This is a genomic window from Pelodictyon clathratiforme (genome assembly GCF_982375515.1).
Genome location: NZ_OZ455102.1, coordinates 1292279 through 1317070 on the forward strand (window position 1 = coordinate 1292279; position 24792 = coordinate 1317070).

Genomic DNA, 24792 nt, shown 5'->3' on the forward strand with positions numbered 1-24792 from the left:
GACGCTTCTTTGTTGCGCTTATTCATCGGGCTCTCCGCATAATTTAGTGGAATGATGGGATAAAATTGTAGACTGCAGTATTTCAATCCTAACCACCAAGATGCAAAAACTAACCGAGCATTACCAGCAATTACTGGGATTTCCTGCCATCTGGGAGGTCGATGATGTCAACCTTTCCGTTTCTGGTCTGAAGATAGAAGTTCACCTCCGTTTTGTAGGCGATGAAGTAATATGCCCTCAATGTGGGGTGCGCGGGAAAGCCTATGACAAGGCCCCTGAACAACGTTGGCGGCATCTTGATACCATGCAGTTTGAAACCATCATCATAGCACGCATTCCCCGTTGTCAGTGCGAAACGTGTGGTGTGAAGACCATAGCAGTCCCTTGGGCGGCCCCCCATTCCCGTTTTACCCTCATGTTTGAAGGTTTTGCCGTTGCTCTGCTCCAGCACTGTTCCAGTGTACAAGCGGCCTCAAATATACTCAAGCTTGATTGGCATGCTGTGGATCAGATTATGAAACGTGCTGTAGAGCGAGGACTTCTACGCCGTGAGCCCGATGATGTAGTGCATGTAGGTATGGACGAAAAAAGCTTCAGGTCGGGCCAGAAATACATCACCATACTCAATGATCTTGATAAAAGCCGAGTACTTGATGTCATTGAGGATCGGACACTGACAGCAACGAAAAAGCTGTTAGGAACCCTTTCAAAACAACAACGAAAGGCAGTTAAGTCGGTATCGCTGGATATGTGGCAAGCCTTTGCAACAGCTACACATAAGCTCCTTCCTGCGGCTGATATTGTTCACGACCGGTTTCACATCAGCAAATATCTTAATGACGCAGTTAACAAGGTTCGGCATCAGGAATCACAGGAACTGAAGAAAGATGGGGATACAAGGTTGGTTGGCTCGAAATACACCTGGCTTCGAAATCCCGAAAAGATGACCAAGAGCCAAAAAACACGGTTTAACGAGTTGATAGCATGCGAATTTAAGACCGGTGTGGCTTGGGTGTTGAAGAATATCTTTCGTGATTTCTGGAACTGCTCATCAGGACTGAGGGGCGAGATATTTTTCGCGTACTGGTGTGAGTTAGTCGACAAGACAAAACTGAAGCCACTGATAAAAGTGAAAGATATGATGGAACGTCATAAAGGGAACATTCTCAATTACTGTGCGCTGTAGCCAAGCATTATAAGAGATGAGGGAAGTCCCCTCGCATTCGGCTTGCAGGAGCAGGGTGCAAACCACCGTAAGCGGCATTAGTCAAAAGCCCTTGTCGTGAGCGTTACGGAAAAGGCATCGTAAAGATGTCAGGTGTGAGCCAAGGAAGACGAGTACAAACAAACTGCCGTGAACGTGTCGAAAAGATTAAGATGACATCAAAACTGAAGGGAGTAGTTAATTCAGGAAAAGTTTGGCGGAAACCTGTTTACTGGCCAAGCGGTGTCCGGCATAAAGGCAGCGTGATCCTGGTTCGGGCTCTTGTATTGAACTACAGGAACCTTCGTTGGCGATGCAAAGGGAAAGGCGCAAGTGTAAAAAGCGAGGCCGATAATACCAATGCGCCATCAAGGGACGGAGCGACTCGTACGAGCAATGAAAGCCTTGTAATGAGGCTGGAGCAAAGGGGTCGCGTCATCTGGTCATACAGTCATGTCAACTGTGCAAACAGAAGGAGCTTTTCGGTATGACAAAGCCATATGAAATTTCCAAAGAACTTGTCTTGAAAGCGTATCAACAAGTGAAATCTAATGGAGGTGCAGCCGGTGTAGACCGAGAATCGTTACAGGCATTTGAAACAAAACTGAAAGACAACCTGTACAAGGTATGGAACAGGCTCAGTTCCGGCAGTTATTTTCCGCCGCCGGTAAGGGGTGTGGGCATTCCGAAGAAATCTGGAGGAGTGCGTATGCTTGGTGTTCCAACCGTGGCGGACAGGGTAGCTCAAAGCGTTGTAAAAATGGTGCTTGAGCCCATATTGGAACCAGTTTTTCATGAAGATTCGTATGGTTATCGTCCGGGGCGTTCAGCTCATGACGCTATAGCTGTAGTGAGGAAGAGAAATTGGGAATATGATTGGGTTGTAGAATTCGACATCAAGGGGCTGTTTGATAACATCGATCATGAGTTGTTAATGCGCGCTCTTCGGAAACATTGCCAAACTCCTTGGGTTTTTCTTTACGTAGAGCGGTGGCTAAAGGCACCGATGGAGACCCCGGAAGGTGAGCTGATAGAACGGACAAAAGGAACGCCCCAAGGGGGAGTGGTGAGTCCACTGTTGGCGAACCTGTTTCTGCACTATGCGTTTGACCGGTGGGTGAGCGAAAATCTACCCGGTGTGCCGTTTTGTCGGTACTCCGATGATGGCGTTCTTCACTGTAAAAGCAAGATACAGGCAGAGCTGGTAAAGCGAAAGATTGGTGAGCGTTTTCGTGAGTGCGGATTAGAGTTACACCCTGATAAGACGCAAATAGTGTATTGCAGGGATAGCAATCGCAAGGACGAGCATCCAGTAAATCAGTTTACATTTCTTGGTTTTACCTTCTGTTCACGGGAAGCCAAGAAGAAAGATGGAACTTACTTTATTGGGTTTCTGCCGGGAGTAAGCCGGGATGCACTGCGACACATGCGGCAGACGATCAGAAGGTGGAAGCTACAGCTCAAAAACAGCTTGGAACTTGCGGATTTATCAGCACAGTTCAACCCGATACTGAGGGGATGGAAGAACTACTACACGCGATTTTACGGTTCAGCAATGGCTCCGGTTTGGCAACACATGAACTATTACTTGGCACACTGGATGATGAGAAAGTACAAGCAATTGAGTGGGCACAAAACCAGAGCAAGCAGAAAACTGCGACTTCTGGCGGAAGAGAATCCAAACTTATTTGCGCATTGGAAAGCGGGGTATACCTCGATGGCTAGATGATGGGAGCCGGATGAGCGGGGACGTTCCTGTCCGGATCTGCGAGGGGCTGGAGGTGAAATTCCTCCGGTCTACTCACCTCAAACATCAAGTCAGCAACGCTATATCGGAAGGAATAAACAGCAAAATCCAGTTAATAAAAGCAACTGCTCGAGGGTTTCGAGGCTTCGAAAGCTATCGAACAAGGATCCTCTTTTACTGTGGGAAACTGGATATGAAAATCTGAGGGTGCCGTAAAATGAAATTTCTTTTCCATTAAAATGCGCGAAGAGCCATTCATCGAATAGTCGTGTAAGGCGCAATAGAGTAGCGCAGGTTAGCAAGTTAGCTGTCATTGTAACGTTACACAGCGGACAGCAACTACAATATATAAATTACCATTCCTTTGGTCAGAAAAATTCAAAATGACATATAGGTAACATTCAAATCATGAGTAATATAAAAATATCCATACGTTTTTTTGATGACCGCGAAGTGCGAGCTGTTTGGGACGAGCAAAATGCCAAGTGGTGGTTTAGTGTGTTGGATATTGTAGCTTTGCTTACCGACCAGGACGACTACACCAAAACCCGCAACTATTGGAAATATCTTAAAGCCAAATTGAAAAAAGAAAAAAACGAGTTGGTTAGTGCTACTACCCAACTGAAACTTTTGGCAAATGACGGTAAACGATATTTAACTGATGTGTTGGATTATACTGGCATTATTGCCTTAGGCAAAGAATTTCCGGGCAAAAAGGCAAACCGATTTATTGAATGGTTTACCTATAGTGATGAAAGTATAGACGGAAAAAGCAAGACAAAAGCGTATGCATTGTTTGAAAGTACTTTTATCAATAGCCTGGAAATTGGTTCAACCAAAGGTTTACAACAAATACATGCTTATTTATTTGGCGGATTATATGATTTTGCAGGGCAGATCAGACAAAAAAACATTTCAAAAGGCGGGTTTCAATTTGCCGTATCACGTTTTTTAGGTAGCACATTAAAGCAAATAGAAGCAATGCCCGAAACTACATTTGACGAAATCGTAAACAAATATGTAGAAATGAACATTGCCCACCCTTTTATGGAAGGTAATGGAAGAAGCAGCAGAATATGGTTGGATTTGATACTTAAAAAACGCCTTAAAAAATGCGTTGATTGGAGTAAAATAAGCAAACGAGATTACATGAATGCGATGATGTTAAGTCCAACCAAAAGTAGTGTTTTAAAAACACTTCTGGAAAAGGCGCTTACCACCAAAATAAACGACCGCGAAATGTTTATGAAAGGCATCGACTACTCATATTACTATGAAGAAAATGTCTAATGAAAAACGGTAAAAAGCTGTGGCGAGCTTGGGGACATCCTGAAATCATGAACTTGCAATCACAAAGCAGAGTTACCTTTCTACGAACTAAACCAACCAGTTGAGGCATGCCGAGAGGTTCAAGACTTGATTCGTCGGCACTATGCTTATGTGCAGGAAATCGGTGACGCAGCGCAATAGAAGCACAGCTTTTTCAGTGAAAGTACATAACCGTTAACTCTTTTACGATGGGTCAGTTTTTCCGAAAACAGCTTCCAGAGTCGGGGCTGTGAGAACGGCTTCACTCCATGTTTCCAGCTCATCCTCTTTTGCGCTCCCTAACTGCTCTGATGCCCACTGAGGCAATGGGCCAAAGCGACGTTCGAGTAGCCTTTTCAATAACCTGGATTCGCCCTCGACGCGGCCCTCGACGCGGCCCTCGACGCGGCCCTCGACAAGGCCTTCAACACGTCCCTCAACACGGCCTTTGGCTATACCTTTGGCTATACCAATTCGTTCTATGCTTGTAATGTATTCCACTTTTTTGTTCTCCTCAATAGTTTCAAGTTCTTGCCAGATCTGACTGTTCAACCAATCCGGGAGTTGCATCAACCAATCTGCGATATATAACAAATCAATGATACGTTGTTTTTCCCAGTGATGCTCATAAAGTATCCGTACCAAACGGAGTTTGGCTTCGTAGCGTTCCTGATGTTGTTTTCGGGTTTGCTGGGTCAGGATATGAGCCGCAGTAATCCATCCAAAAGCGTTATCCGAAGCCAACAATTCGTCGAGCTTATCTTCATAATCGGTCAGCTTGGCAACCGGGAATTTGATAGTATGACTGCAGCCCAATACGGTATAACCATAAGAGGTTGGTTTCCATTGTTTGTGTTTATCCGCCAGCACCGCCAGACTGGCAACAGGCTTGTCATATCGGTCGAAAATCCGGTAGTTGTAGACAAACATGCGTTTGGCAAACTCAGCCTGTTTTGTGCCCTGCACTTCAACATGAATGTATATCCACTTTTCATCACCATTCAGCACACTCACCCTGACCAGCTTGTCAACAAAACGCTTCCCCAACTCGGCATCCTGAACGACGGCTTGCAGTTCCTGATCAAGAAAAACATGATCCTTCGACCAATCAATTTCTGCATGAGCCGCAGGAAAGTAAAACTCCATAAACTCGGGGAAGTAGCGCTCAATGGCACTTTTCCATGGGCTGTCATAGTGATCGTTCGAGTTTTCCATTCGATCTCTTTTGTTTGGACAAACAACCAATCAGGAACAATCGGCATGAGTCACACCAAGCCGTTATCAAACTAAATATAGAGGGGAGTGCGCTTAAAACAAAATCCATTCGGCGAACCCTGTGCCTCCATATTCCAGATATAAGAGACCGAGCATACGAGTCGGCGACAAAAGGACACTGCGCCTTATCGGAAAATGGCTCAAGACGGGATATAACGAAGACGGGAAACGATATCGGCAAACAGAAGGCACACCGCAGGTGTCGGTGATCTCGCCACTGCTTGCCAACATCTATCTTCACTACGTGGTGGACGAATGGGTCGAACAGGAGAGACGTCGCCGAAACCATCATACCGAGCAGACGTTCACAACTACGTTAAGTAAACGCAACGATGGAACGTTCTTCCGTATATCGAAACAACTCTATAATATATTATATTGTAATACTATAGAATTGTAACCTGTATTCGGTATTCAGTATTCAGGTGGCCGCTTTGCTGCTGGACGGTGTATTTTCTTTGAGCAGGCTCGCTTAACGCAAATCACTGATTTCGACTACCTTTTCTCCGGAACGCAACAGTTTGGCAGCTTTATCAAGTTTTTTTTCAAGCACTTCCCGCATTCTTGCATTCGATGTGTTTCCGCAAGTCACCCAGAGGAGCTGAGGTGGGGTATTGGAGACAGGTGCGCATCAATCCAGATGATCATGCCGCAATCACCGGATGGTCGAGTTTTTTGCTGGCATATTTCAATGCCGCCAGAATATCCTCTTTTTCAAGATCGGGTAATTCCTCGATTATTTCATCCTGATTCAGACCTGCGGCAAGGAGGTCAAGGATGTCGATTACCCTGCCTCGCAGTCAACGGATGCATGGACGCCCGCCGCACTGATAAGGGTTGATGGTAATCCGCTTTTGCCACTCGTTCATATCATTTATCCTGATTATTTTATTTCTTGGGGTATCTGGGAAAGAAACGAAATAGTTTTTTAATCGTTCAAATCGGAAGGGCAGCTCTATGGCATTATTGCCTTAGGCAAAGAATTTCCGAGCAAAAAGGCAAACCGATTTATTGAATGGTTTACATATAGTGATATCATAAAATTGTAATGATAATAATTCAGAGCTATCCTTCTACGGTACAAATCAACCAGTAGAGGTAAGCCGCAAACCTTATGGACTATCAACAGTTACTTGCCCTCTTCAAAGAGACCAACATCGAGTTGCAGCACAGAGCCGCCCGGTCGGTCGACACCTCCCTGGTGATCCGGAACTGACTTTTCGGGTGGTACATTGTCGAATTTGAGCAGGGCGGAGCCGAACGATCTGAACTCTATGGCAAAGGCCTGATTAATCGGCTCTCAAAAGAACTCAAAACCCTTGGGTTAAAGGGTATCTCTTCGACTAACCTTAAATTGTGCAGAACTTTTTATCTGGCTTATCAAAAGATTGGTCAGACGCCGTCTGACCAATCTTTTGAAATTTCGGCTGGTTTGCAAAAGATTCAACAGATGCTTCCTGTGACATCTTTTGGTGCCATTGCCAGTGCTCCTGAAACTCTCTGTAACACTGGCAGGCAGCTTAGCTCTCGGGTGGTCGCATTATGTTGCTTTGCTGACCAATTCGAATGCTGATGAGCGTCGGTTCTATGAAATTGAAGCCCGTGAAAACAGTTGGGGTGCCAGAGAGCTTGAGCGGCAGATATCGGCCTCGCTCTATGAACAGTTGACGCTCAGTCGTGACAAGGAGGGAATCAGGCAGCTCTCAGAGAAGGGGCTGATTATTGAAAAACCGGAGGATGTGATTAAAAGCCCTTGCGTGCTTGAGTTTCTGGATATGGAAGAGAAGAGCGCGTATTCAGAACATGCACTTGAAACGGCCATTATCGACCACCTCGAACACTTTTTGCTTGAACTTGGCAAGGGGTTTCTCTTTGAAGCGTGCCAGAAACGGTTCGTCTTCGACAACGACCCATTGTGAATAGAGTTGTTTTCGTGTTGTTTTTTCTCTTTGGATGAGTTGATGAATCATATTTTTTTTACATCCAAGTATTACAGCTTTATGGGGTAAGATCCGTCATTCGATTCAGCAGCAAAAGTTATCGTAGGGAATACCGTAAAACTATGTATAAAAACAACAAAGCAGCGGAAGGAGGAGCCAAATCAACACCTGCTGATTCTTGAAGAACTGTAGTAATTTAAGGATTAATAACGTAAATTAAAGTATTCAGTATGGAAATATTTTTTCCGAAATCTGGGGATTCCTACTTACCGCTTTTGTCACTTAATGTGTTATGATGAAAAATTATTTTATTTAATCATAAAAAAGGAGGTGTTATGTCTAAAGATCTATCAAAAAAACAGTAATTGGTGTTTTGGCTAGTAATGATGACGTAATCGCCAATCAACGATTAATGACTGTTATTAATCAGATTTATAATTTAGAACTAAATCAAGATAGTGAGCGCTTAGATAATTTCCCATTTCATTTTGTTTTTACTGGTGGAACTTATGATCGCTTATTCTATGGTGATAAAAAGCTTAACTTAGCCCCGTTAAATCAAATAGTAGTTAATTGGTTGTTAAACTCATGTGGATTAACGCGATTAAAAAAAACAAATGAGGGGGGAGTAATTATTTTATCTGACTTAATTTGTCAGAGAAAATTAAGTATCGTTTGGCCTTTTTTTGCACCTAATGCAAATCATTGGCAAAGAAACGAAAACTTAGCTTTAACTCGTTTGTGCGATCAATGGCATGCAAAACGATTGATGAATATTGGCTCAGTTTTAGCATGGTATCATACTGAGTTTGAACTTGATAAAAATAGAAATTATCAAGCAGTACCATTGCAACTTGATATTGAGACGATACCTGATAATATAGTACATGTTCCATTGGATACTCCATCTCAGATTAGCAATGAATTATTGTGTAGGCAAACAATTCCATCTCCTCTGGTAGAGCAACCTAAAAGATTTGAAGAAATGACCATTGCATTAATTGCTCATGATGATATGAAACCAAGAATGGTCGAATTTGCAGTCGATCATGAATATGAACTTGGTCAATTTTGTGCTATATTAGCAACAGGTACAACAGGGCGTGAGGTTGCTGCAGCAACGAATAGGACGATTGGAAATAAAATGATTCGCTATCATTCTGGTCCTAAGGGTGGAGATATTGAAATAGCAACAGCTATTTTATATGGTCATTGTGATGTTGTAATATTTTTTGTTGATCCCTTAAGTCCACACCCTCATATTGACGATATACGTGTTGTTGTTCAGGCATGTATGGTTTCAGATAGAGTTGTGATGATCACTAATGAAATGCATGCAAGAGAGTTTATGACAAGAGCGGTTAGGGGTAAGCAGCAATTAAAGTTATATGCGATATAGTTAAACCTGATATGAGTGCTTTAGCATAAAAAGAGCCCTCGCTTGAGGATTTAACGTATAATCTTGTAATGAGTAAGCCTATATATTTTAGAGTAACAGGGCGGATCGATAGGGGACGTTCATGAAATCATAAACTTGTAATGACCTCAATCCTGAGTTATCTCTATACGATACACATCAACCAGAATAGGCATGCTGAGAGGTACAAGACTCGATTCGCCAGGCATGGGTTCATTTTTTGCGCTTTTTGTGGTGCTGAAGCACTCAAGGAGGCAAATATATGGGTGCTTGACCTTCTGAATCGGCAGCATCTGCATGAAGGAGATATAAGACCGACATCGAATACGGCTCTATACACCATGGCGGTTTGAAGTGGCTTCGATTTATTCAGTAAACCGTAAATTATAAATCGCAATGTTTGATTTAATGCGCAACCTGTTACCCAAAATCGCAATGGGCGTTGGAGGCTCAACGTGGGACAGTATTGCTTCTCGCCTGTTTGGTTATGACATATTTGTCTCGTTTGCATTGGGGCGACCACCAAGGGGGACAAGAAATTATGCTTCGGATCTTACACGTCGCTTGAAGGATCATGATTTTCGGGTGTTTTTCAGCGAGGAAGAAGCTGCTCCAGGAGAAGCCTTGGATGCAGCTCTTCAAAAAGCATTGTTTCGTTCAAGGGCACTGGTTGTCGTGGCAAACAAGGAGACGCTGAATGACCCGAGGTGGGTACAGGTGGAGGTTGAGAAATTCAGGGAACGACATCCAAAACGTCCTGTCATCACCATTAACGTCGAAGGGGCAATCCATGACCCTTCGATCAAGGACAGGACGAACAAATGGCTTGGCCACCTCGGCAAGATATGGCTGGATGAAACAGAGGGTGCCGTCAGGGAAGGAAAAGCCAGTGACGATCTTGTTGAACGGCTGGCGATAACGCCGAGGCATGCCAGGGTCAATACGCTTTGGAAAACGCTTGTATTCGGGGTAGTCTTTTTGCTTTTAACTTTGACGATCCTGTCGTTTAAAAGTGCAAACCGCGCAAGGTCAGAGCTGAAAAAAGAAGTATCTCTGAGGCTCGTGAGCGATGCTGACAAAATGATTACTGGCCAACAGGAAGGGGACAATCTGAAGGTGTTACAGAACTTGATAGCGGCCTACCGGATTATGCCTGGGACGGTAACGGAGGGTGGTTTGATGAGCGCCTTGCTGCATTATCGCGATCTGAAGAAAATCGTGACGGATAAGGAGCCCATCATCGCAATGACCTACAGCCCGGACGGGAGTCAGATTGTTGTTGGCCGTGAGGATTGTGCCGTAGAGTTCTGGGATGCTAAAACAGGCAATTTTATCAGGAGAACCGTTTTTGAAAACAACGAGGACGCGCTGATTAACAAAATGTTCATCAACGTCGCTAAGGGGCGTGCCGTTGCCACAGTTCCTGTTGGTGGTGGTGAGTTGACCGTTCGCGTCTATGATATTAATACGGGTGTTTTGACGGTAAAATGTATCACATTAAAAAAAGATGAGCTGACCGATGTCAAGATGAGCCCGGACGGCATGGTTGTCATCACCGTCACCAATGAAAGGCAGGCTAACAAGCTATACCCAGAAAAGGTGATGCGTTTATGGGATGCCAGCACTGGCCAGATGATCGGTTTGCCTATTATCAATCATGGGTGTGAACGGGTCGAATTCAGTCCGGATGGGCGATTTGTGGCGAGCGGCAACAGTTATTATAAAAGAATTCTCTTAAGTGAAATTTACCAGAAAACTGTTCGTCTCATCGACTTGAAGACTGGCAATATGGTGTGGGAGTCGATCAGGGGCTCCTCCGATGTTGGATATGTCAGCGCCATGGCCTTCAGCAGGGATGGTAGTCGGTTTGTCGTTGGCGATTCAAAGGGTTTTTTGCAGGTTTTGGATGCCAGTACGGGTGGCCAGATAAATAAAATCAAGGGGCATGAGGCGTATATCAACAGTCTGGCGTTTAGTCTCGATGGCAGATACATTGCTTCAACCAGCCAAGATCGAACGGTCAAGATATGGAATGCCGTTATGGGAGTGGAATGCAGTGCGTTAATGAAAAACAGCACCTTTTCAGGATCATCAATAGTGACGTATTCGCCAGACGGACGTGAGTTAACATATGCTTCGTTTGGGGGGACGGTGGAGATATGGAGAACTTCTGGATGGGAATCTTCTCAGAATAACATTGGGAAGGTTATCTGGCCCGAGACAAGCATCACATGCACCAGCAAGGACGGACGTTTGGTCGCGTTGGGGTATGGTGATGGATCGATTTTGGTCTTTGATGCAGCGAGCGGGAAACTCGCTGGACCGTTAATAAAAGGATATATCGGATTGCCATCAATCGATCGTTTTGGAGGAATAGAAGCCATGTGCTTTGACCCCGATGGCAATTCGATCATCGCTTGCCATTTCCACGGCGAAATGCAACGATGGGATGTAAAGACGGGGAAAAATATTGGCAGCACCATGATCGCAGGGGAAAATTTTTTATTTCATCCCGTTGCCGTAGCAGTCAGCAATGATGGCAAAAAAATCATAACAGGTGCGGAATACGGTCAATTGCAAATGTGGGATGCTCAATCGCAACAACCGATTGGCGGTGAAATGAAGGGCAGCATTGCTATGATGCTGAAAACCATTAAATACAGTGTGGACGGTCAGCGTATCATTTTGGGGGGGGACTTTGGAGAACTGGAATTGCTGGACGCGGATTCCGGGAAGCATCTTGCTGGTGAACGGAATTTCAAAAAGTCACTATATTCCGGATTTTTGGCATGTCTTGCAGAAAGCGTAGATGGAAAATATCTGGTTACCGGTACTGAAAATGGGTCTCTTTCTCTCTGGGATTCGAGAACTTTAAATTTGGTTAAAAAAGTATATAACGCCCATTTGGGGAAGATTACCAGTATAGGGTTCAGTCCTGACGGCAAATATATCATATCCGCTGGCGAAGACCGGACGGAACGTTTTTGGGAAGCAGGCTCAATGAAAATGATCGGAGAGCCCTTGCGTCTGCATGAATACAAGGTGGAGCGTGTGACCTTTTGCGATGAAGGTCGGCGAATTTTCTCGGTTGATGCAAATAAAATCGTTAAAAGCTGGCCAGCCCCTGTTGGATGGGTAGACGAGCTTTCTTCAAGAATAAACAGGAATATGACTGATAAAGAGTGGAAGGAGAGGGTTTCTTCTGAGTTAGACTATTTCAAACAAAGTCGTCAGCTTCCGATTGCCAAAGAGAAAAGGGCATTTGTATATGACTATTAAAGGCCTTGGTGCCTATTCGAAAAAATCCGGAAACCCAAAAAGGCTATTGCGAGCAGGTACTTCGTGCTAACGAGTATATTCGATAAGCGGATGAAATCGAGAATGGAGTCAAAGGCAAGTGAACTATGAAAATTAACCACACGCATGTGGATATATAGACCGACAAATATCATAACGGAATTGCTGAAGCGGAGTGGCAGAAAGCAAGAAAGCGTGAGATGGTCGTATCGGTGGTATTCATCTGGCATTCTGAAGTGATCAAGACGCTTGAGGGGCCGGTTCGATGCGGGGTTGGCGATGCGATTGTTATTAGTATTAGTGTTTGCGGCGAACGGTGGCCAGTTCAACGGGAGTTGTTTGAAAAACTCTATTAGCCGATTCATCCAATACAAATGGGTGAAGATAGCTGGTATCGCAGCCTTTCGCAGGCAGCAGATGTTACCCCTCTGACTTGTTCATATCGACTGGAGCTACCCGGTCACCAGGGAATGCTTTCTGGAAAAGCGGGCGACTGGTTTGTCAGAAATCAGTATGGCAGCATGGGAATTGTGGCTGGGGATATTTTTTCCGAAACCTATGATCTCGTCAAATAAAACATTCCAGAAAAGTGTACCGTTAGGTAAAAATAGAGCGGAAAGTTAAGTGGCTTGACCGCTATGGCGTCGTCGCTGTTGGAGTATTGCTTACATTTGTTATCCATGGGGGAATTAGGGACGTTCATGAAGTCATTATTTTGCCCTGATCACAATGCAGGGTTAACTTTCTGCGATACTCACCAATCAGTAGAGGCATGCCGAGAGATCCAAGACTCGATTCGCCAGACAAGTTGCATTAATGCAGGAAATAGGTGAGGCAGTCCAATAGAATCACAGTAATTTATTGTTTTTAACGTGTTTTACTGCAATCGTATATTTCCTTTTTGCAAAACGAGTTGTTCTACCCAAAGGCTCCCATAACCCTTGCGGCTTTCGAATGGATAAAAAAACTCTCTCCAGGCGGAATGTCGAGGAAAAGAAACGCTTCCCTGGCGACGGGATGCCGCAGGCCCTCAAGGCCGAACTGATGGCTTGCCTCTCGATAGACAAGAGGGTGAAGGCATGAGCGGGAGAAAAAAACAGGTAAGGAACTCTCTATCGTCCGCTCTTCGGCGGCTGAATATCTGACCTTTGTCGCCGGTTGTCGGCAAGTCGGAACCAGCGTTGAAATGCGCTATGAGTATGAAAATATCTGGCTGACGCAGAAAATGATGGCAATACCGTATGATGTCTCCGTTCCTGCCATAAACCAGCATCTGAAGCGTATTGTCGATGATAATGAGCTTGAAGAAACCTCAGTTATTAAGGATTACTTAACAACTGCCAGCGACGGCAAAAACTATCAGGTCAAGCACTACAATCTTCATGCGATGATTGCTGTCGGCTTCAATATTGAAAACGAACGTGCTGTACAGTTTCGTAAATGGGCCAATCAGATGAAATTTTTCAGGATGCCGGAAAGGTGACAGCAGAAATTGCCAAAGCACACGCCGAAAGCGAGTTTGAAAAGTACCGGATCGTGCAGGACAGGCTGTTTGAAAGCGACTTTGACGTTTATCTTCTCGTAACAGAAGCAGTTATTTGATGTGAACCCATCATGGAGAGCTGGCCATTCCAGGAGTTGCGAGATTGGATTGTAGCGGGAGTGTTGCATCTTGTGATGGGTCAGGGAATCGATTGAAATTACATCGTCGTGATTTTCGAAGCCCTGCAGGAAGGCTCTCGAAGCAGGGGGATGAAGGGCATGGAAAACAACCTGGTTCCCATGCCTAACCAGCACACCGTCGAATTACGGTTATTCAGTGAAAGTACATCGCCAGTAACTCTTTTACGATGGGTCAGTTTTTCCGAAAACAGCTTCCAGAGTCGGGGCTGTGAGAACGGCTTCACTCCATGTTTCCAGCTCATCCTCTTTTGCGCTCCCTAATCGGACTGATACCCACTCAGGCAAAGGGCCAAAGCGACGCTCAAGCTGCCTTTTCAATAACCTTGATTCGCCCTCGACGCGGCCTTCAACACGGCCCTCAACACGGCCTTTGGCTATTCCCTTGGCAATGCCAATACGTTCTACGCTTGTAATGTATTGCACTTTTTCTCTCTCCTCAATTGTTTCAAGTTCTTGCCAGACCTTGCTATTCAACCATTCCGGCAGTTGCATTAACCAGTCGATGACATTGAATAAGTTGATTACCCGTTGTTTATCCCAATGCCGGTCATACAATATCCGCAGTAAACGGAGTTTTGCGTTGTACCGTTCCTGATCCTCTGTTCTGGTCTTTTTGGTCAGGATGTGTGCCGCCGTAATCCATCCAAAAGCGTTATCCGATGCCAGCAGCTCGTCGAGTTTGTCTTCATAATCTGTCAGTTTGGCAACCGGGAACTCCAGCGTATGGCGACATCCCAGCACAGAAAAACCATAAGAGGTTGGTTTCCAAAGCTTGTGTTCATCGGCCAGCACCGCCAAACTTGCTACAGGTCTTTTGTATCGGTCGAAAATCCGGTAATTGTACACAAACATCCGTTCGGCAAATTCGACCTGCTTTTTGCCCTGCACTTCAACGTGGATGTATATCCAGCTTTCATTGCCACAACGTTCGGTCACCCTGACAAGTCGGTCAACAAAGCGTCTCCCCAGCTCAGCATCCTGCACCACTGCCCGCAACTCTTGATCCAGAAAAATATGCTCCTGTGACCAATCTATTTCAGCATGGGCATCCGGGAAATAAAAGGCCATAAACTCCGAAAAGTAATGCTCAATGGCCTCTTTCCATGGGCTGTCATAGTGATCGTTCGAGTTTTCCATTCGATCTCCTTTGTTCGGGCAAAGTACCGATCAGTAACAATCGGCATGAGTCACACCAAGCCGTCATCAAACCAAATATAGAGGGGAGTGCGCTTAAAACAAAATCCATTCGGCGACCCTTTGCCTCCACATCCATCGCAGTGATGCTGTGCGGAGATAATGGGAGCAATCGGCAAAAGTTGTTCTGCACAAATCAAAATGAGGGTTGCGCTCGGTTTCAGGATTTACGAAGGTGTTTTTCCTGGATTTCTTGACGGATCTCCATTTATTCTGTAATTTTTCCCTCAATCTGTTATTGCCGAAATAAGAGGATGAAATCGAGTTTTTAATCCTGACTGGAGCGGAAGGCAGTTCATGTCACTGCAAGCTATCTGGACGGGGCGATTATAATAATCTTCGGATACAGGGATGCTGCATGAAACAAATTGTATCAGATCAGGAGCGCAGTCACCTTGATGGACGTGTCGCCGAGACGGAAAAGCGCACCGGAACCCAGATCGTTTTGAGCGTTATCCAGCGTAGTGATGCTTACGCGGAACTGCCATGGAAAGCGTTTGCCCTCGGCGCATCCGCTGCCGGATTAATCCTTCTTCTGCTGGATTGGTGGTTGTACGACTGGTATCCTGATCTGCCTGCGTTGATCATGGTGGCTGGTATACTCTTATCCGGCGCCCTGCTGGCACTCTTGACCGTCATGTTTCCACGATTTGCGAAATGCTTCCTGTCCAGCTATCGCGCTGAGGCGGAAGTGCAGCAGTATGCAAAATCACTCTTTCTGGATCGCGAGCTGTTTGCTACCCGTAAAAGGACAGGGATTCTGCTACTGGTGAGTTTATTTGAGCGTCGGATTGTCATTCTTTCGGACAAGGGAGTGGACGTGCATCTACAGGAAGAGGATAGAAGAATCATGATTGCGGCAATGACTCCGTTCTTGAAGAGTAAACAAATCAGTCAGGCATTTGATGCCGGTTTGGACTCTCTCTCCAGCATACTGGCAACCACATCCAAGGAAGCAACGGACAACGAATTGCCCGACGAAATTATCGAGGAGGAGGGACTATGAAGAGACGATTGATCATCCTGTTACTCCCGATCATGCTTATGATCAGCACGATACTTCTTGCGGCAGACGTCCCTTATCTGACGGGCAGGATCACGGACAATGCACAGCTTCTCTCCCAGGAGGTTAACCGCTCATTGTCGGATAGCCTGCAGGCGCATGAAAAACGCACCGGAAACCAGATTGCTGTTCTGACGATTTCCACGCTCGGTGGCGAGAGCATTGAAGATTACTCAGTCAGGGTTTTCGAATCCTGGAAACTCGGCCAGAAAGACAAGGATAATGGTGTTTTGATGGTGGTGGTTCCTGGCGACCGGCGGATGCGCATCGAAGTGGGGTACGGTCTTGAGGGAACGCTTACCGATGCAATGGCGGGACGCATTATTCAAACGGTTATGACCCCTAAATTCAAAAAAAGTGACTTTGAAGGTGGTATCGTTGACGGTACCAATGCTGTGATGAAACTTCTTGAGGGAGGGGAATTACCCCAGTCAGAGGTCAAGAGCGGTTCGATGAACAAGTCGAAATTCTTTGAAATTGAAGGGCCGGAGCTTTCGATTCAGGAACGTATTCTTTTAGGAGCGTTTATTTTCGGAATCATCGGATTATTTACCGCAATCGGGATACTGACGCCGGGTGTCGGATGGTTTTTATACTTCTTTCTGATACCATTCTGGGCAGTTTTTCCGATCGTTGTCCTTGGGTCAGACGTTGCGTTTTATTGTCTTATCGTCTATCTGATCGGCTTCCCGATTACAAAGCTTTTTATACGAAAAACCGACTGGTATAAAAAAGCTCAAAAAGATTTCCAGACCAAGGGGCAGACTTCAATCGGCGGACTTTCGATTAGTTCAGGCAGTTCTGGTTCATCATGGTCGTCCGGTGGATCCGGTTTTTCAGGCGGTGGCGGATCATCGGGCGGCGGCGGTGCGTCCGGCAGTTGGTAGGTGATTCCGGGAAAAGAGAGAGGGAGCCGGAGAAAGGGCTCCCTCTCTTTCTGCTTATGGTCGAGTCCTCTCCTGTCTATGGTCTGCCGTCGGGTCTGCCGTCAGGTCTGGAATCGGGCCTCCCATCCGGCCTCTGGTCAGGTCGTCCCTGAGGCTGATCTTGAGACTGAGGCCTTCCGTCCGGTCTGTAATCAGGTCTGCCATCTGGTCTCTGGTCAGGACGTCCCTGAGGCTGATCTTGGGACTGAGGCCTTCCGTCCGGTCTGTAATCGGGCCTGCCATCAGGTCTCTGATCAGGTCGTCCCTGAGGCTGATTCTGTGGCTGAGGTCTCTGGTCGGGTCTGCCGTCTGGTCTGAAATCAGGCCTTCCGTCTGGTCTGCCATCGGGTCTGCTGTCCGGTCTGAAGTCGGGCCTGCCGTCTGGTCTGTCTCCCGGTCTGAAACCAGGTCTGCTATCGGGCCGTCTGTCGCGGATTCTCTGTTCCTCGAAATGCCTGTTCCAGTAGGTTCTGTCTTGTTTGCGGTATTCAAGGTCGCGGCGACGCCTGATATCGTTCCAATTATGTCTTCTGATCTGGTAGGGGAGATCCCAATTTCTGACACGACACCATGGCCCGCGGAAAGAGGGAGAACGGAACCATCCGCCGTTGCGGTAAATGAAGTATAATCCGTCGTACCGGATGACATCGTAGTTCCATCCCCAGGAAACGGCTAAACCGTAATCGTCGAGGTAGATGAAGTCGGGACTTCTTTCTACTACCACTGAGGGACTGCCCCCTATGTTGAGGTGCAGATTGAGATCCGCATGGGCATTACTCACAGGAGTGCAGAGCAGCACTCCAGCGATCCCTGCGGCGGCCAGAACAAGTGATTTTTTCATGGATGGTTTCTTTGATTGAGTGAATCATTATCGAAGGCTCTCATGGTTCAAGGGGGGTGACCCTGGAAGAATGCACTCCTTCTTCCCCGTATGACGTTCTTTCCTGAAAAAACATTCTCAATCACAATCAACATAATCCCCTGAATTTAAAACCGGTGACTTTGAAGGCGGGATCGTTGGCGGTGCCGGGGCGTTCAGGCTTCGATGTGCTCTGTTTTCCTGAGCAGAATCCTGAAGAAGGTACGGAAGTCCTGTTCCAGCCATTTTCGCTCAAATCTGGTGTCGAATTGTGCTGGTATGGTGCTGTTTTCAACCTCGAAGCCGGTGCCGGGGAGCTGCTTCAGCACCCAGTTATAATAATCTTTGCTGTCGGTCACGATGAGCGCTTCGCAGCCTGAAATAAGCCGGTTGTTGAGCAGGCGCAGGTATTGCGGCGAAAAGAGTCTGTACTTGATATGCCTTCTTTTTGGCCAGGGATCGGGAAAGAGCGAATAAGCCCGTGAAAGAGAACATGCGGGGAAGAGGTGGGTAAAGGCGTTGCTTGCGCACGACTCGAGCAGTCGGATGTTATCGATGTTATGGATTGCAACCTTTTTTGCAAGCTCCGTTATCAGGCCGGATTTCTTTTCGATGCCGATAAACAGTCTGTCAGGGTATTCCGATGCCCTCCTGAGAAGATACTCACCGCTGCCGAAGCCTATTTCAACCTCGATTGTTCCGGCATCCTTAAGATTTATCTCTTCCCATGCTTGCCGATCTGCGATAATGACAGGGTTCTCGTAGAATGCCGCTCTGGTATCCATGAACATACAGGATTGCGTTATGATTCATGGGAAGCTCTGAAGCGTTGTTCCGACTCCGTCAGGGCGTCTATACTCGGCTCTTTTATAGGTGTTCCCATAAAAAGGGTCGGAATATACGTAAAGTCCTGACAGAGGCCTCAACGAGTTTGAAGAATAGATCGATGAGGCGTTGTTTATTGCAGGAGATTGCCGGGTTTTTTTGGCAGGAAATATGCTGAACGGGTGGACTAATCACCGATGAATGTTTTTCTCTGTTTTTTTTCTCGGGTAATTTTCTTAAAATGGGCCACTGTTCTTTCGTCGTAGCTGGTGCCGGTTTAAAAGCCGGAGAATAGGGAATTACGTGAAAATCGTAAACTGTACCCGCAACTGTACAACGGTAAGCTGCCAATAACACTCCATGGCCATCATGGATTGTCGAAAGCAGTCGTTTCAGGTCACTGCACTCTTTTCCTCCCTGGAAAACTGCGGGAAGGCCTGCAACAGTATGAAGCCGTTATAGTCAGGAGACCTGCCAGTTATTTTTGCATTACAAGATCGGACTACGGGTTATAGTCGGGGCAAAGCTGTATCTCTTTTGCATTGCTTTTCATTTGATCTTTTTGCACGTCGTTTTGGCGGAATATTGCAGAGCGTTCCGAAACAACAGGGCTTCGTTCCCCCCGTTTCGCTCTTCTGTTTTTCTTCGCTGAACCCTGTTGCAAAAAAATCAGCGGCACTGTTTTCTGTCAGTTACACACCGCCTTCAGATAGCCCCTGTCAGTTGATGTATTTCTAAAACTGAAAACAGGTGAAAAAAACAAATGAACAAAAAAGTATTTCTCGTCGTTGTGGCCGGCTTGCTTTGCAGCAGGGGGCTTCTGGCTGAAGAGCAGCCAAAAAGCTTTACCGGAGAGGAGATGGTGGTTACTTCAAGCCGAGTTGAGGAGCCAAAGAAAAATGTGACCTCCAACATTACCATTATCGGCAGGGAGGAAATTGAGCGCTCCTCAGCACAGGATCTCGGTGCACTGCTTGCCGAAAAGAATCTTGGACAAATCCAGAAATATCCCGGAACCTTGACTTCGGTTGGTATCAGAGGGTTCAGGAGTGAATCGCATGGTAACGATCTGATGGGCAAGGTGCTTGTGCTTGTTGACGGGCGTCGTGCCGGCACGGGCAATCTTGCCAAAATCATGACTGACAATGTTGAGCGCATCGAAATTATTCGTGGCCCGGCGGCCGTACAGTATGGTTCAGCAGCGATAGGAGGTGTTGTTAATGTCATTACAATCAGGGGTGAAGCGGCTCCCTCTCTCTTCATCGAACAGAACGTTGGAAGCAATGACTACTCAAAAACAGCCGTGGGCGCTCAGGGACGAGTCGGTAACCTTGATTTTTCAGGCAGCTTCTCAATTTCTGATTCAGGCGATTATTTAACCGGTTCCAATGAAAGGTATCTGAATACCGGTTACAGCGACCAGACCCTTGCGAGCTTCAATATTGGGTATGAGTTTTTGCCGGGACAGAGGGTTGGTATAAACTACCACTCTTTCGATGTTGAAAAAGCGGGCTCTCCCTCCTATCTGAGTCAGAATGATCTTTCCAGTTACACGGTCAATAATAATCACTCGCTCGATTTTATCTATGAGGGTTCATTGTCTGACAAGCGCTTTTCATGGATGGCCCGTTATTTTACCGGTATGGATGAATACCAGTATGTCGATCCCGTCTACTCCTATAAAAGCAGCAGCGATGTTGACCAGAGAGGCGCACAGGCCCAGTTGACCTTTTCAAAAGAGTCGCTGAGGCTGACCGCTGGTGTTGACTGGCTGCAGTATGACCTTCAATCGACGCTTGTTCCTCTCTGGAGCAAATATGAGAATCCCGCCGCTTTTCTTCTTGGTAAATATGGCTTGTTCGATGACCGGTTGATTGTGACGGCGGGTATTCGTTATGATGATTACAGGGTTGATATGGCCGAAGGCGAGGGAAGCTCAAGATCGAGTGATAATTTTTCGCAGCAGGCTGGCCTTGCCTGGCATCTCACTGATGTGCTGAAACTCAGAGGCTCTTATGCTGAGGGATTCAGAATGCCCTCCGCAAGGGAGTTGGCTGGCCAGATCAACTCTTTCGGAAAAATCTATATCGGCAATCCCGATCTGAATCCTGAGACCAGTGATACCTGGGAAGCGGGATTTGATGTCGTCAGCAAGGGGCTGAACTCCTCCTTCACCTGGTTCACCACCGACTATACCGGGATGATCGAAACGGTTGCAACCGCACCAAATTCATTCACCTATCGCAATATAGGCAGTGCAAGGGTTTCAGGAATAGAATCGGAGCTTTCATGGAAACTGAACGCCCTCTCTCCTTCATGGGTATTTGAGCCCTATGTCAATTACACGCATTTGCTCGAATACAAGGATAACGCTACAGGAAAACATCTGCTTTATACCCCGCAGTGGAATGCGAGTACCGGTCTGCGTCTTCGTGATATGAACGGCTTCAGCGCGGCATTTAGTGTGGCCTGTACCGGAAAGAGTATGATTCAGGATTATGAGAGTAGTTGGTCAGGACTCGTTGTCACGAAAGGCAGTTTTGCTGTCGCTAATGTGTCAGCTTCGAAGAGATTTTCGCTTGGTACGGAGGGAAAGAAGGGATTGGGTATTACCCTGAAAGCAGAGGTCGATAATCTGTTTGATCGCCAGTACCAGTATGTAAAGGGGTACACGATGCCAGGTCGTACCGTTGTGTTTGGATTGAAGGCTGATATTTGAAGCATTTTTATCAATACGTTGTTGTGGGCAACAAGGGTGATTGATGAATGGCCCTGCTGTCCGCTCTGACACTGACATGAGAGGAACATGAGTAACCTGACAACAAACATGACCATTACCGAGGCGGAAAGAGAGGCTCTCTACAAGGTGATTTACAGCCGACGCGATGTCCGTGGACAGTTCCTGCCCGACATGGTGCCGGATGAGGTGATAGCACGCCTCCTTGATGCAGCGCATCATGCCCCAAGTGTCGGCTTTATGCAGCCGTGGGATTTTATTGTGGTGAAAGATGTTGAGACACGCCGAAAAGTGAAGGAGGGGTTTGAGATTGCCCATGCGGAGGCGGCCGGAATGTTCGGCGGTGAAAGGCAGGATGCTTACCGTACCTTCAAGCTTGAAGGGATCATGGAGTCGGCGCTCGGAATCTGCGTCACCTGTGATCGTTCGCGCAGCGGGGAGGTGGTGATTGGGCGGACAGCGAACCCGGAGATGGATCTCTACAGTTCGGTCTGTGCGGTGCAGAACCTCTGGCTTGCGGCAAGGGCTGAAAATCTCGGTGTTGGCTGGGTCAGCATTGTCCATCACGATCATATCCGTGAGGCGCTTGGTATTCCTGACCATATTGTGCCGGTGGCCTATCTCACCGTGGGCTATGTCAGCTTTTTTCATGCAACGCCGGAACTTGAGCAGGCGGGCTGGCTACCGAGAATGGAGCTTGAAACTCTTGTCCATCACGAAACATGGTAAAAGCTGAACATGAGTCACGGGCTCTTGCCATCTTTGGCACCGCTTCTGACGTCGGCAAAAGCATTGTTGCTACGGCGCTCTGCCGGATTTTCAACAACGCAGGCATCGATGTTGCACCCTACAAGGCGCAGAACATGTCTAACAACTCCGGTGTCACTCCGGACGGCTGTGAAATCGGTCGAGCGCAGATTGTCCAGGCCGAGGCCGCCAGGGTTGTGCCAACGGCTGATATGAACCCCGTGCTCCTGAAACCGAACTCCGATACCGGAGCGCAGGTGGTGTTGCAGGGAAAAGTCTGTTCGACGGAGACGGCGAAGGGCTATTTCAGGGATACCTCCCTCTGGGCTGAGGCTGCCCGTGAAAGTCTTGAACGGCTTATGAAGCGCCATGAAGTGGTGGTTATCGAAGGGGCTGGTTCCTGTGCCGAGATGAACCTGTACGACCGCGATTTTGTCAATTTCAGAACAGCAAGACTCTCTGGCGCATCCGTTATTCTTGTCGCAGATATTGACCGTGGGGGAGTTTTCGGTCAGGTGGTTGGAACGCTTGCCGTTCTTCCTGCCGAAGATCGCGCACTGGTTAAAGGGGTTATCATCAACCGCTTTCGAGGGGATATCGATCTGTTTCGTGATGGCGTGGAGATGCTTGAATCGATGACCGGAATTCCGGTGCTCGGGGTTATCCCATATTTCAGGGGCTTTGCCATTGATGCCGAAGATGCCGTACCGCTCTCGGCCAAGGTCGATCCTGCAGGCGGCCCTGAAGAGGGTAAAATCGGGGTTGCAGCTATCTATTTTCCCCATATCTCCAATTTTACCGATCTTTCGCCGCTTGAGCATGATCCGGCGGTTGAGCTGCACTATCTCCACTACCCGAGGTCACTGAAAGGGTATAAGGCGCTCATTCTTCCGGGGTCAAAAAATGTGCGGGGCGATCTTGCCTGGCTTTACTCACTTGGCTGGGAGGCTGAAATCCGGGCCTTCAGGGCAGAGGGGGGGATCATCATGGGTATTTGCGGAGGTTACCAGATGCTCGGGAACTCCATTGCTGATCCTTATGGGGTTGAAGGTTCTGCTGGCACAACAAAGGCACTCGCACTGCTCGATGTTGAAACGGTGCTTGAACAGGATAAATGCCTTGCAAATGCAAGGGGTACTGTTATCGGAACAAGCGCAGAAGCTTCAGGGTATGAGATTCATATGGGCCGAAGTGTTGTTTCCGATCTCTGCACGCCTTTCATCAGGGTAACGGCTCGGAACAACCGCCCGGAGGATGAGCTTGACGGAGCGGTGAGCAGTGACGGCAGGGTAATGGGCAGCTACTTTCATGCTCTTTTCGATGAATCGTCTGTCAAGCAGTGGTTTCTCTCTCTTTTGGAACCATCATACAGGCTCCAAAAGCATGAAAAGGGTCGTCAGGAGAGCTATGAACTGCTTGCGGATCACTTCTCCAGCCACCTTGACCTGAACAAAATTTTTACCATCATTGACAAGGTGCATTCATGACCACTCTCTATCATCATCAGCATGGTGGGGCGAACCTCAATCATGCTGCTCAGGTGAGCGGGACGGCGCTTGATTTCAGCGTCAATATCAGTCCCCTCTCTCCTCCTCTTGGCGCTCTTTCGCTCGACTCTTTTGCTCTTCAGGCCTATCCTTCGATTGATGGCCAGGGTATAAAAACGTTTTATAAAGGGAAGTTTGGTTTCGATGGCGCTATGGTGCTTCCCCTCAATGGTGCGATTGAAGGGATCTACCTGCTTCCGAGGGCTCTCGGGCTTCGCCGTCTTCTGCTGCTCACCCCCTCCTTTTACGAGTACGAAAGGGCGGGAAGGATGGCTGGCGCAGAGATTACGTTTCTTCCTCTTGCCCCTGAAAACGGCTTTCAGTTGCCCTCCATTGAGCTGCTGGCCGATGCCCTGCTTCATGCCGACGCTTTTGTTGCGGCAAATCCCAACAACCCTACGGGAACGGAGGCGCCTCCAGAGATGATCATGGCGCTGGCAAGCCGTTTTCCCGACAAGTGGTTTATTCTTGATGAGGCTTTTATCCAGTTTACTCCTGCTTTCCCCGACAACTCCCTGATGGGGAAGGTGCTGGCGCTGAAAAATGTCATTGTGCTGCACTCGCTCACCAAATTCTATGCACTGCCGGGGTTGCGCCTTGGAGCTGTGATTGCCCATCCCGACATTATCCGGAGATTGCTCAACTACAAGGAGCCCTGGACGGTCAATGCCATTGCCGAGTCGGTTGCTCCATTGCTGCTTGAGTGCGGCGCTTATGAAGAGGCGCTGCGTGAGATGATTTTTTCTGAACGAAAGAGGATCGCCGAGTCGTTTTCGACTATTGATGGAATGAGAGTTGTCGGTGGAGCTGCCAATTTTTTCCTGGTTCAATGGAAAGGCGGCTGCTCACTTGATGCATTGCTTCCTTATCTTGAGGGCAAAGGTATTTATGTCAGGGATTGCCGGAATTTTTCCGGTCTTGAGGAGAACTATTTCCGCTTTGCTGTGAGGAGCCCCGGGGAGAACAGCGCTCTCCTTGATGCCCTCCGGGCAGCTTCCGCTTCACTACAATCTTGTTGAGTCG

Annotated in this window: 23 protein-coding genes, 4 pseudogenes and 1 riboswitch; of the genes and pseudogenes, 20 read left to right on the forward strand and 7 right to left on the reverse strand. The window is 47.2% G+C overall.

Annotated features, from left to right (window positions below; translation table 11 throughout):
* Nucleotides 1-100: 100 nt before the first annotated feature.
* The 4 genes and pseudogenes from AC56AD_RS06265 to fic form a co-directional block, all read left to right on the forward strand.
* Nucleotides 101-1174 (forward strand): annotated as a pseudogene (locus tag AC56AD_RS06265) (ISL3 family transposase); the annotation flags it as partial.
* A 517-nt stretch (nucleotides 1175-1691) separates the two neighbouring features.
* Nucleotides 1692-2933, forward strand: a complete 1242-nt coding sequence (ltrA, locus tag AC56AD_RS06270) for a group II intron reverse transcriptase/maturase (RefSeq protein WP_012507238.1) — start codon at nucleotides 1692-1694, stop codon at nucleotides 2931-2933.
* A gap of 79 nt (nucleotides 2934-3012) precedes the next feature.
* Nucleotides 3013-3156, forward strand: a pseudogene (locus AC56AD_RS06275) (transposase); the annotation flags it as partial.
* A gap of 203 nt (nucleotides 3157-3359) precedes the next feature.
* Nucleotides 3360-4241, forward strand: coding sequence for a protein adenylyltransferase Fic (fic, locus tag AC56AD_RS06280; protein ID WP_012508008.1), 882 nt, complete (start codon nucleotides 3360-3362; stop codon nucleotides 4239-4241).
* Between the two features lie 222 nt (nucleotides 4242-4463).
* Here fic and AC56AD_RS06285 read toward each other — a convergent pair whose 3' ends face one another.
* Both AC56AD_RS06285 and AC56AD_RS06290 read right to left on the reverse strand, forming a co-directional pair.
* Entirely contained in the window at nucleotides 4464-5474 is a 1011-nt protein-coding gene (locus AC56AD_RS06285; RefSeq protein ID WP_012508009.1) for a DUF4351 domain-containing protein, read from the reverse strand.
* Between the two features lie 704 nt (nucleotides 5475-6178).
* Nucleotides 6179-6334, reverse strand: coding sequence for a DUF433 domain-containing protein (locus AC56AD_RS06290; protein WP_223294024.1), 156 nt, complete (start codon nucleotides 6332-6334; stop codon nucleotides 6179-6181).
* A gap of 431 nt (nucleotides 6335-6765) precedes the next feature.
* Between AC56AD_RS06290 and AC56AD_RS06295 the strand changes: the two genes are divergently transcribed.
* From AC56AD_RS06295 to AC56AD_RS06310, 4 genes and pseudogenes are all read left to right on the forward strand, one after another.
* Nucleotides 6766-7107, forward strand: coding sequence for a DUF1016 N-terminal domain-containing protein (locus tag AC56AD_RS06295; protein ID WP_397234022.1), 342 nt, complete (start codon nucleotides 6766-6768; stop codon nucleotides 7105-7107).
* On the forward strand, nucleotides 7007-7453 hold the full coding sequence (locus tag AC56AD_RS06300) for a PDDEXK nuclease domain-containing protein (RefSeq protein ID WP_049759901.1): 447 nt from the start codon (nucleotides 7007-7009) through the stop codon (nucleotides 7451-7453). The genes AC56AD_RS06295 and AC56AD_RS06300 overlap by 101 nt, the downstream gene beginning before the upstream one ends.
* Before the next feature lie 394 nt (nucleotides 7454-7847).
* Complete coding sequence (locus AC56AD_RS06305; protein WP_049759902.1) at nucleotides 7848-8873, forward strand: methylglyoxal synthase; 1026 nt, start codon at nucleotides 7848-7850, stop codon at nucleotides 8871-8873.
* Between the two features lie 453 nt (nucleotides 8874-9326).
* Nucleotides 9327-9641: pseudogene (locus AC56AD_RS06310) on the forward strand (toll/interleukin-1 receptor domain-containing protein); the annotation flags it as partial.
* Here the strand turns inward: AC56AD_RS06310 and AC56AD_RS06315 are convergent.
* Nucleotides 9549-9821 carry a hypothetical protein gene (locus AC56AD_RS06315; protein WP_263053228.1) on the reverse strand — a complete coding sequence of 91 codons (273 nt, stop codon included), beginning with the start codon at nucleotides 9819-9821 and terminating at the stop codon, nucleotides 9549-9551. The pseudogene AC56AD_RS06310 and the gene AC56AD_RS06315 overlap by 93 nt on opposite strands.
* A 132-nt stretch (nucleotides 9822-9953) precedes the next feature.
* Between AC56AD_RS06315 and AC56AD_RS06320 the strand changes: the two genes are divergently transcribed.
* The 6 genes from AC56AD_RS06320 to AC56AD_RS06345 all read left to right on the forward strand — a co-directional run bounded on the left by AC56AD_RS06320 (nucleotide 9954) and on the right by AC56AD_RS06345 (nucleotide 13790).
* A complete protein-coding gene (locus tag AC56AD_RS06320) occupies nucleotides 9954-12170 on the forward strand; it encodes a WD40 repeat domain-containing protein (RefSeq protein ID WP_223294025.1) in 2217 nt (738 codons plus the stop codon).
* A 218-nt stretch (nucleotides 12171-12388) separates the two neighbouring features.
* On the forward strand, nucleotides 12389-12544 hold the full coding sequence (locus AC56AD_RS06325) for a hypothetical protein (protein WP_190274032.1): 156 nt from the start codon (nucleotides 12389-12391) through the stop codon (nucleotides 12542-12544).
* Between the two features lie 18 nt (nucleotides 12545-12562).
* The gene (locus tag AC56AD_RS06330) at nucleotides 12563-12763 is read left to right on the forward strand and encodes a hypothetical protein (protein ID WP_041526461.1); all 201 of its coding nucleotides are present in this window, start codon (nucleotides 12563-12565) and stop codon (nucleotides 12761-12763) included.
* Between the two features lie 379 nt (nucleotides 12764-13142).
* Complete coding sequence (locus AC56AD_RS06335) at nucleotides 13143-13271, forward strand: hypothetical protein (protein WP_263053229.1); 129 nt, start codon at nucleotides 13143-13145, stop codon at nucleotides 13269-13271.
* Nucleotides 13272-13374: 103 nt separating this feature from the next.
* On the forward strand, nucleotides 13375-13671 hold the full coding sequence (gene rhuM / locus AC56AD_RS06340) for a RhuM family protein (protein WP_223293998.1): 297 nt from the start codon (nucleotides 13375-13377) through the stop codon (nucleotides 13669-13671).
* Nucleotides 13668-13790: a hypothetical protein gene (locus AC56AD_RS06345; protein WP_263053230.1), complete on the forward strand. Its 123-nt coding sequence runs from the start codon at nucleotides 13668-13670 to the stop codon at nucleotides 13788-13790. Before rhuM ends, AC56AD_RS06345 begins: the two co-directional genes overlap by 4 nt.
* A gap of 243 nt (nucleotides 13791-14033) precedes the next feature.
* On the opposite strand, the gene AC56AD_RS06350 is transcribed toward AC56AD_RS06345, so the two are convergent.
* A complete protein-coding gene (locus AC56AD_RS06350; RefSeq protein WP_012508013.1) occupies nucleotides 14034-15008 on the reverse strand; it encodes a DUF4351 domain-containing protein in 975 nt (324 codons plus the stop codon).
* A 415-nt stretch (nucleotides 15009-15423) separates the two neighbouring features.
* On the opposite strand from AC56AD_RS06350, the gene AC56AD_RS06355 reads away from it, so the two are divergent.
* Both AC56AD_RS06355 and AC56AD_RS06360 read left to right on the forward strand, forming a co-directional pair.
* Entirely contained in the window at nucleotides 15424-16071 is a 648-nt protein-coding gene (locus tag AC56AD_RS06355) for a TPM domain-containing protein (protein WP_012508014.1), read from the forward strand.
* Nucleotides 16068-17015: a TPM domain-containing protein gene (locus AC56AD_RS06360; RefSeq protein WP_012508015.1), complete on the forward strand. Its 948-nt coding sequence runs from the start codon at nucleotides 16068-16070 to the stop codon at nucleotides 17013-17015. The genes AC56AD_RS06355 and AC56AD_RS06360 overlap by 4 nt, the downstream gene beginning before the upstream one ends.
* A 54-nt stretch (nucleotides 17016-17069) precedes the next feature.
* Here the strand turns inward: AC56AD_RS06360 and AC56AD_RS06365 are convergent, their stop codons facing one another.
* The 3 genes and pseudogenes from AC56AD_RS06365 to trmB all read right to left on the reverse strand — a co-directional run bounded on the left by AC56AD_RS06365 (nucleotide 17070) and on the right by trmB (nucleotide 18698).
* A complete protein-coding gene (locus tag AC56AD_RS06365) occupies nucleotides 17070-17546 on the reverse strand; it encodes a hypothetical protein (RefSeq protein ID WP_190274033.1) in 477 nt (158 codons plus the stop codon).
* Between the two features lie 103 nt (nucleotides 17547-17649).
* Nucleotides 17650-17895: pseudogene (locus AC56AD_RS06370) on the reverse strand (hypothetical protein); the annotation flags it as partial.
* A 194-nt stretch (nucleotides 17896-18089) separates the two neighbouring features.
* Nucleotides 18090-18698, reverse strand: a complete 609-nt coding sequence (gene trmB, locus AC56AD_RS06375) for a tRNA (guanine(46)-N(7))-methyltransferase TrmB (RefSeq protein WP_223293999.1) — start codon at nucleotides 18696-18698, stop codon at nucleotides 18090-18092.
* Between the two features lie 290 nt (nucleotides 18699-18988).
* A riboswitch (cobalamin riboswitch) is annotated at nucleotides 18989-19231 on the forward strand.
* 270 nt (nucleotides 19232-19501) lie between these two features.
* Between trmB and AC56AD_RS06380 the strand changes: the two genes are divergently transcribed.
* From AC56AD_RS06380 to cobD, 4 genes are all read left to right on the forward strand, one after another.
* The gene (locus AC56AD_RS06380; RefSeq protein WP_012508018.1) at nucleotides 19502-21457 is read left to right on the forward strand and encodes a TonB-dependent receptor plug domain-containing protein; all 1956 of its coding nucleotides are present in this window, start codon (nucleotides 19502-19504) and stop codon (nucleotides 21455-21457) included.
* Nucleotides 21458-21565: 108 nt separating this feature from the next.
* A complete protein-coding gene (gene bluB, locus AC56AD_RS06385; RefSeq protein WP_041526462.1) occupies nucleotides 21566-22204 on the forward strand; it encodes a 5,6-dimethylbenzimidazole synthase in 639 nt (212 codons plus the stop codon).
* Nucleotides 22198-23709 (forward strand): cobyric acid synthase, encoded by a 1512-nt coding sequence (locus AC56AD_RS06390; protein ID WP_012508020.1) that lies wholly within the window; start codon nucleotides 22198-22200, stop codon nucleotides 23707-23709. The genes bluB and AC56AD_RS06390 overlap by 7 nt, the downstream gene beginning before the upstream one ends.
* Nucleotides 23706-24788 carry a threonine-phosphate decarboxylase CobD gene (gene cobD / locus AC56AD_RS06395; protein WP_012508021.1) on the forward strand — a complete coding sequence of 361 codons (1083 nt, stop codon included), beginning with the start codon at nucleotides 23706-23708 and terminating at the stop codon, nucleotides 24786-24788. The genes AC56AD_RS06390 and cobD overlap by 4 nt, the downstream gene beginning before the upstream one ends.
* Nucleotides 24789-24792 lie beyond the last annotated feature (4 nt).

Bases quoted from the DNA above. Each gene is read 5' to 3' on its own strand.
- AC56AD_RS06330 (WP_041526461.1), top strand. From the start codon at position 12,563: ATGGGTGAAGATAGCTGGTATCGCAGCCTTTCGCAGGCAGCAGATGTT.
- AC56AD_RS06335 (WP_263053229.1), top strand. From the start codon at position 13,143: ATGGATAAAAAAACTCTCTCCAGGCGGAATGTCGAGGAAAAGAAACGC.
- AC56AD_RS06285 (WP_012508009.1), bottom strand. From the start codon at position 5,474: ATGGAAAACTCGAACGATCACTATGACAGCCCATGGAAAAGTGCCATT.
- AC56AD_RS06315 (WP_263053228.1), bottom strand. From the start codon at position 9,821: ATGCCTCGGCGTTATCGCCAGCCGTTCAACAAGATCGTCACTGGCTTT.
- rhuM (WP_223293998.1), top strand. From the start codon at position 13,375: ATGCGCTATGAGTATGAAAATATCTGGCTGACGCAGAAAATGATGGCA.
- fic (WP_012508008.1), top strand. From the start codon at position 3,360: ATGAGTAATATAAAAATATCCATACGTTTTTTTGATGACCGCGAAGTG.
- AC56AD_RS06350 (WP_012508013.1), bottom strand. From the start codon at position 15,008: ATGGAAAACTCGAACGATCACTATGACAGCCCATGGAAAGAGGCCATT.
- AC56AD_RS06380 (WP_012508018.1), top strand. From the start codon at position 19,502: ATGAACAAAAAAGTATTTCTCGTCGTTGTGGCCGGCTTGCTTTGCAGC.
- AC56AD_RS06360 (WP_012508015.1), top strand. From the start codon at position 16,068: ATGAAGAGACGATTGATCATCCTGTTACTCCCGATCATGCTTATGATC.
- AC56AD_RS06325 (WP_190274032.1), top strand. From the start codon at position 12,389: ATGGTCGTATCGGTGGTATTCATCTGGCATTCTGAAGTGATCAAGACG.
- bluB (WP_041526462.1), top strand. From the start codon at position 21,566: ATGACCATTACCGAGGCGGAAAGAGAGGCTCTCTACAAGGTGATTTAC.
- cobD (WP_012508021.1), top strand. From the start codon at position 23,706: ATGACCACTCTCTATCATCATCAGCATGGTGGGGCGAACCTCAATCAT.
- trmB (WP_223293999.1), bottom strand. From the start codon at position 18,698: ATGGATACCAGAGCGGCATTCTACGAGAACCCTGTCATTATCGCAGAT.
- ltrA (WP_012507238.1), top strand. From the start codon at position 1,692: ATGACAAAGCCATATGAAATTTCCAAAGAACTTGTCTTGAAAGCGTAT.
- AC56AD_RS06390 (WP_012508020.1), top strand. From the start codon at position 22,198: ATGGTAAAAGCTGAACATGAGTCACGGGCTCTTGCCATCTTTGGCACC.
- AC56AD_RS06355 (WP_012508014.1), top strand. From the start codon at position 15,424: ATGAAACAAATTGTATCAGATCAGGAGCGCAGTCACCTTGATGGACGT.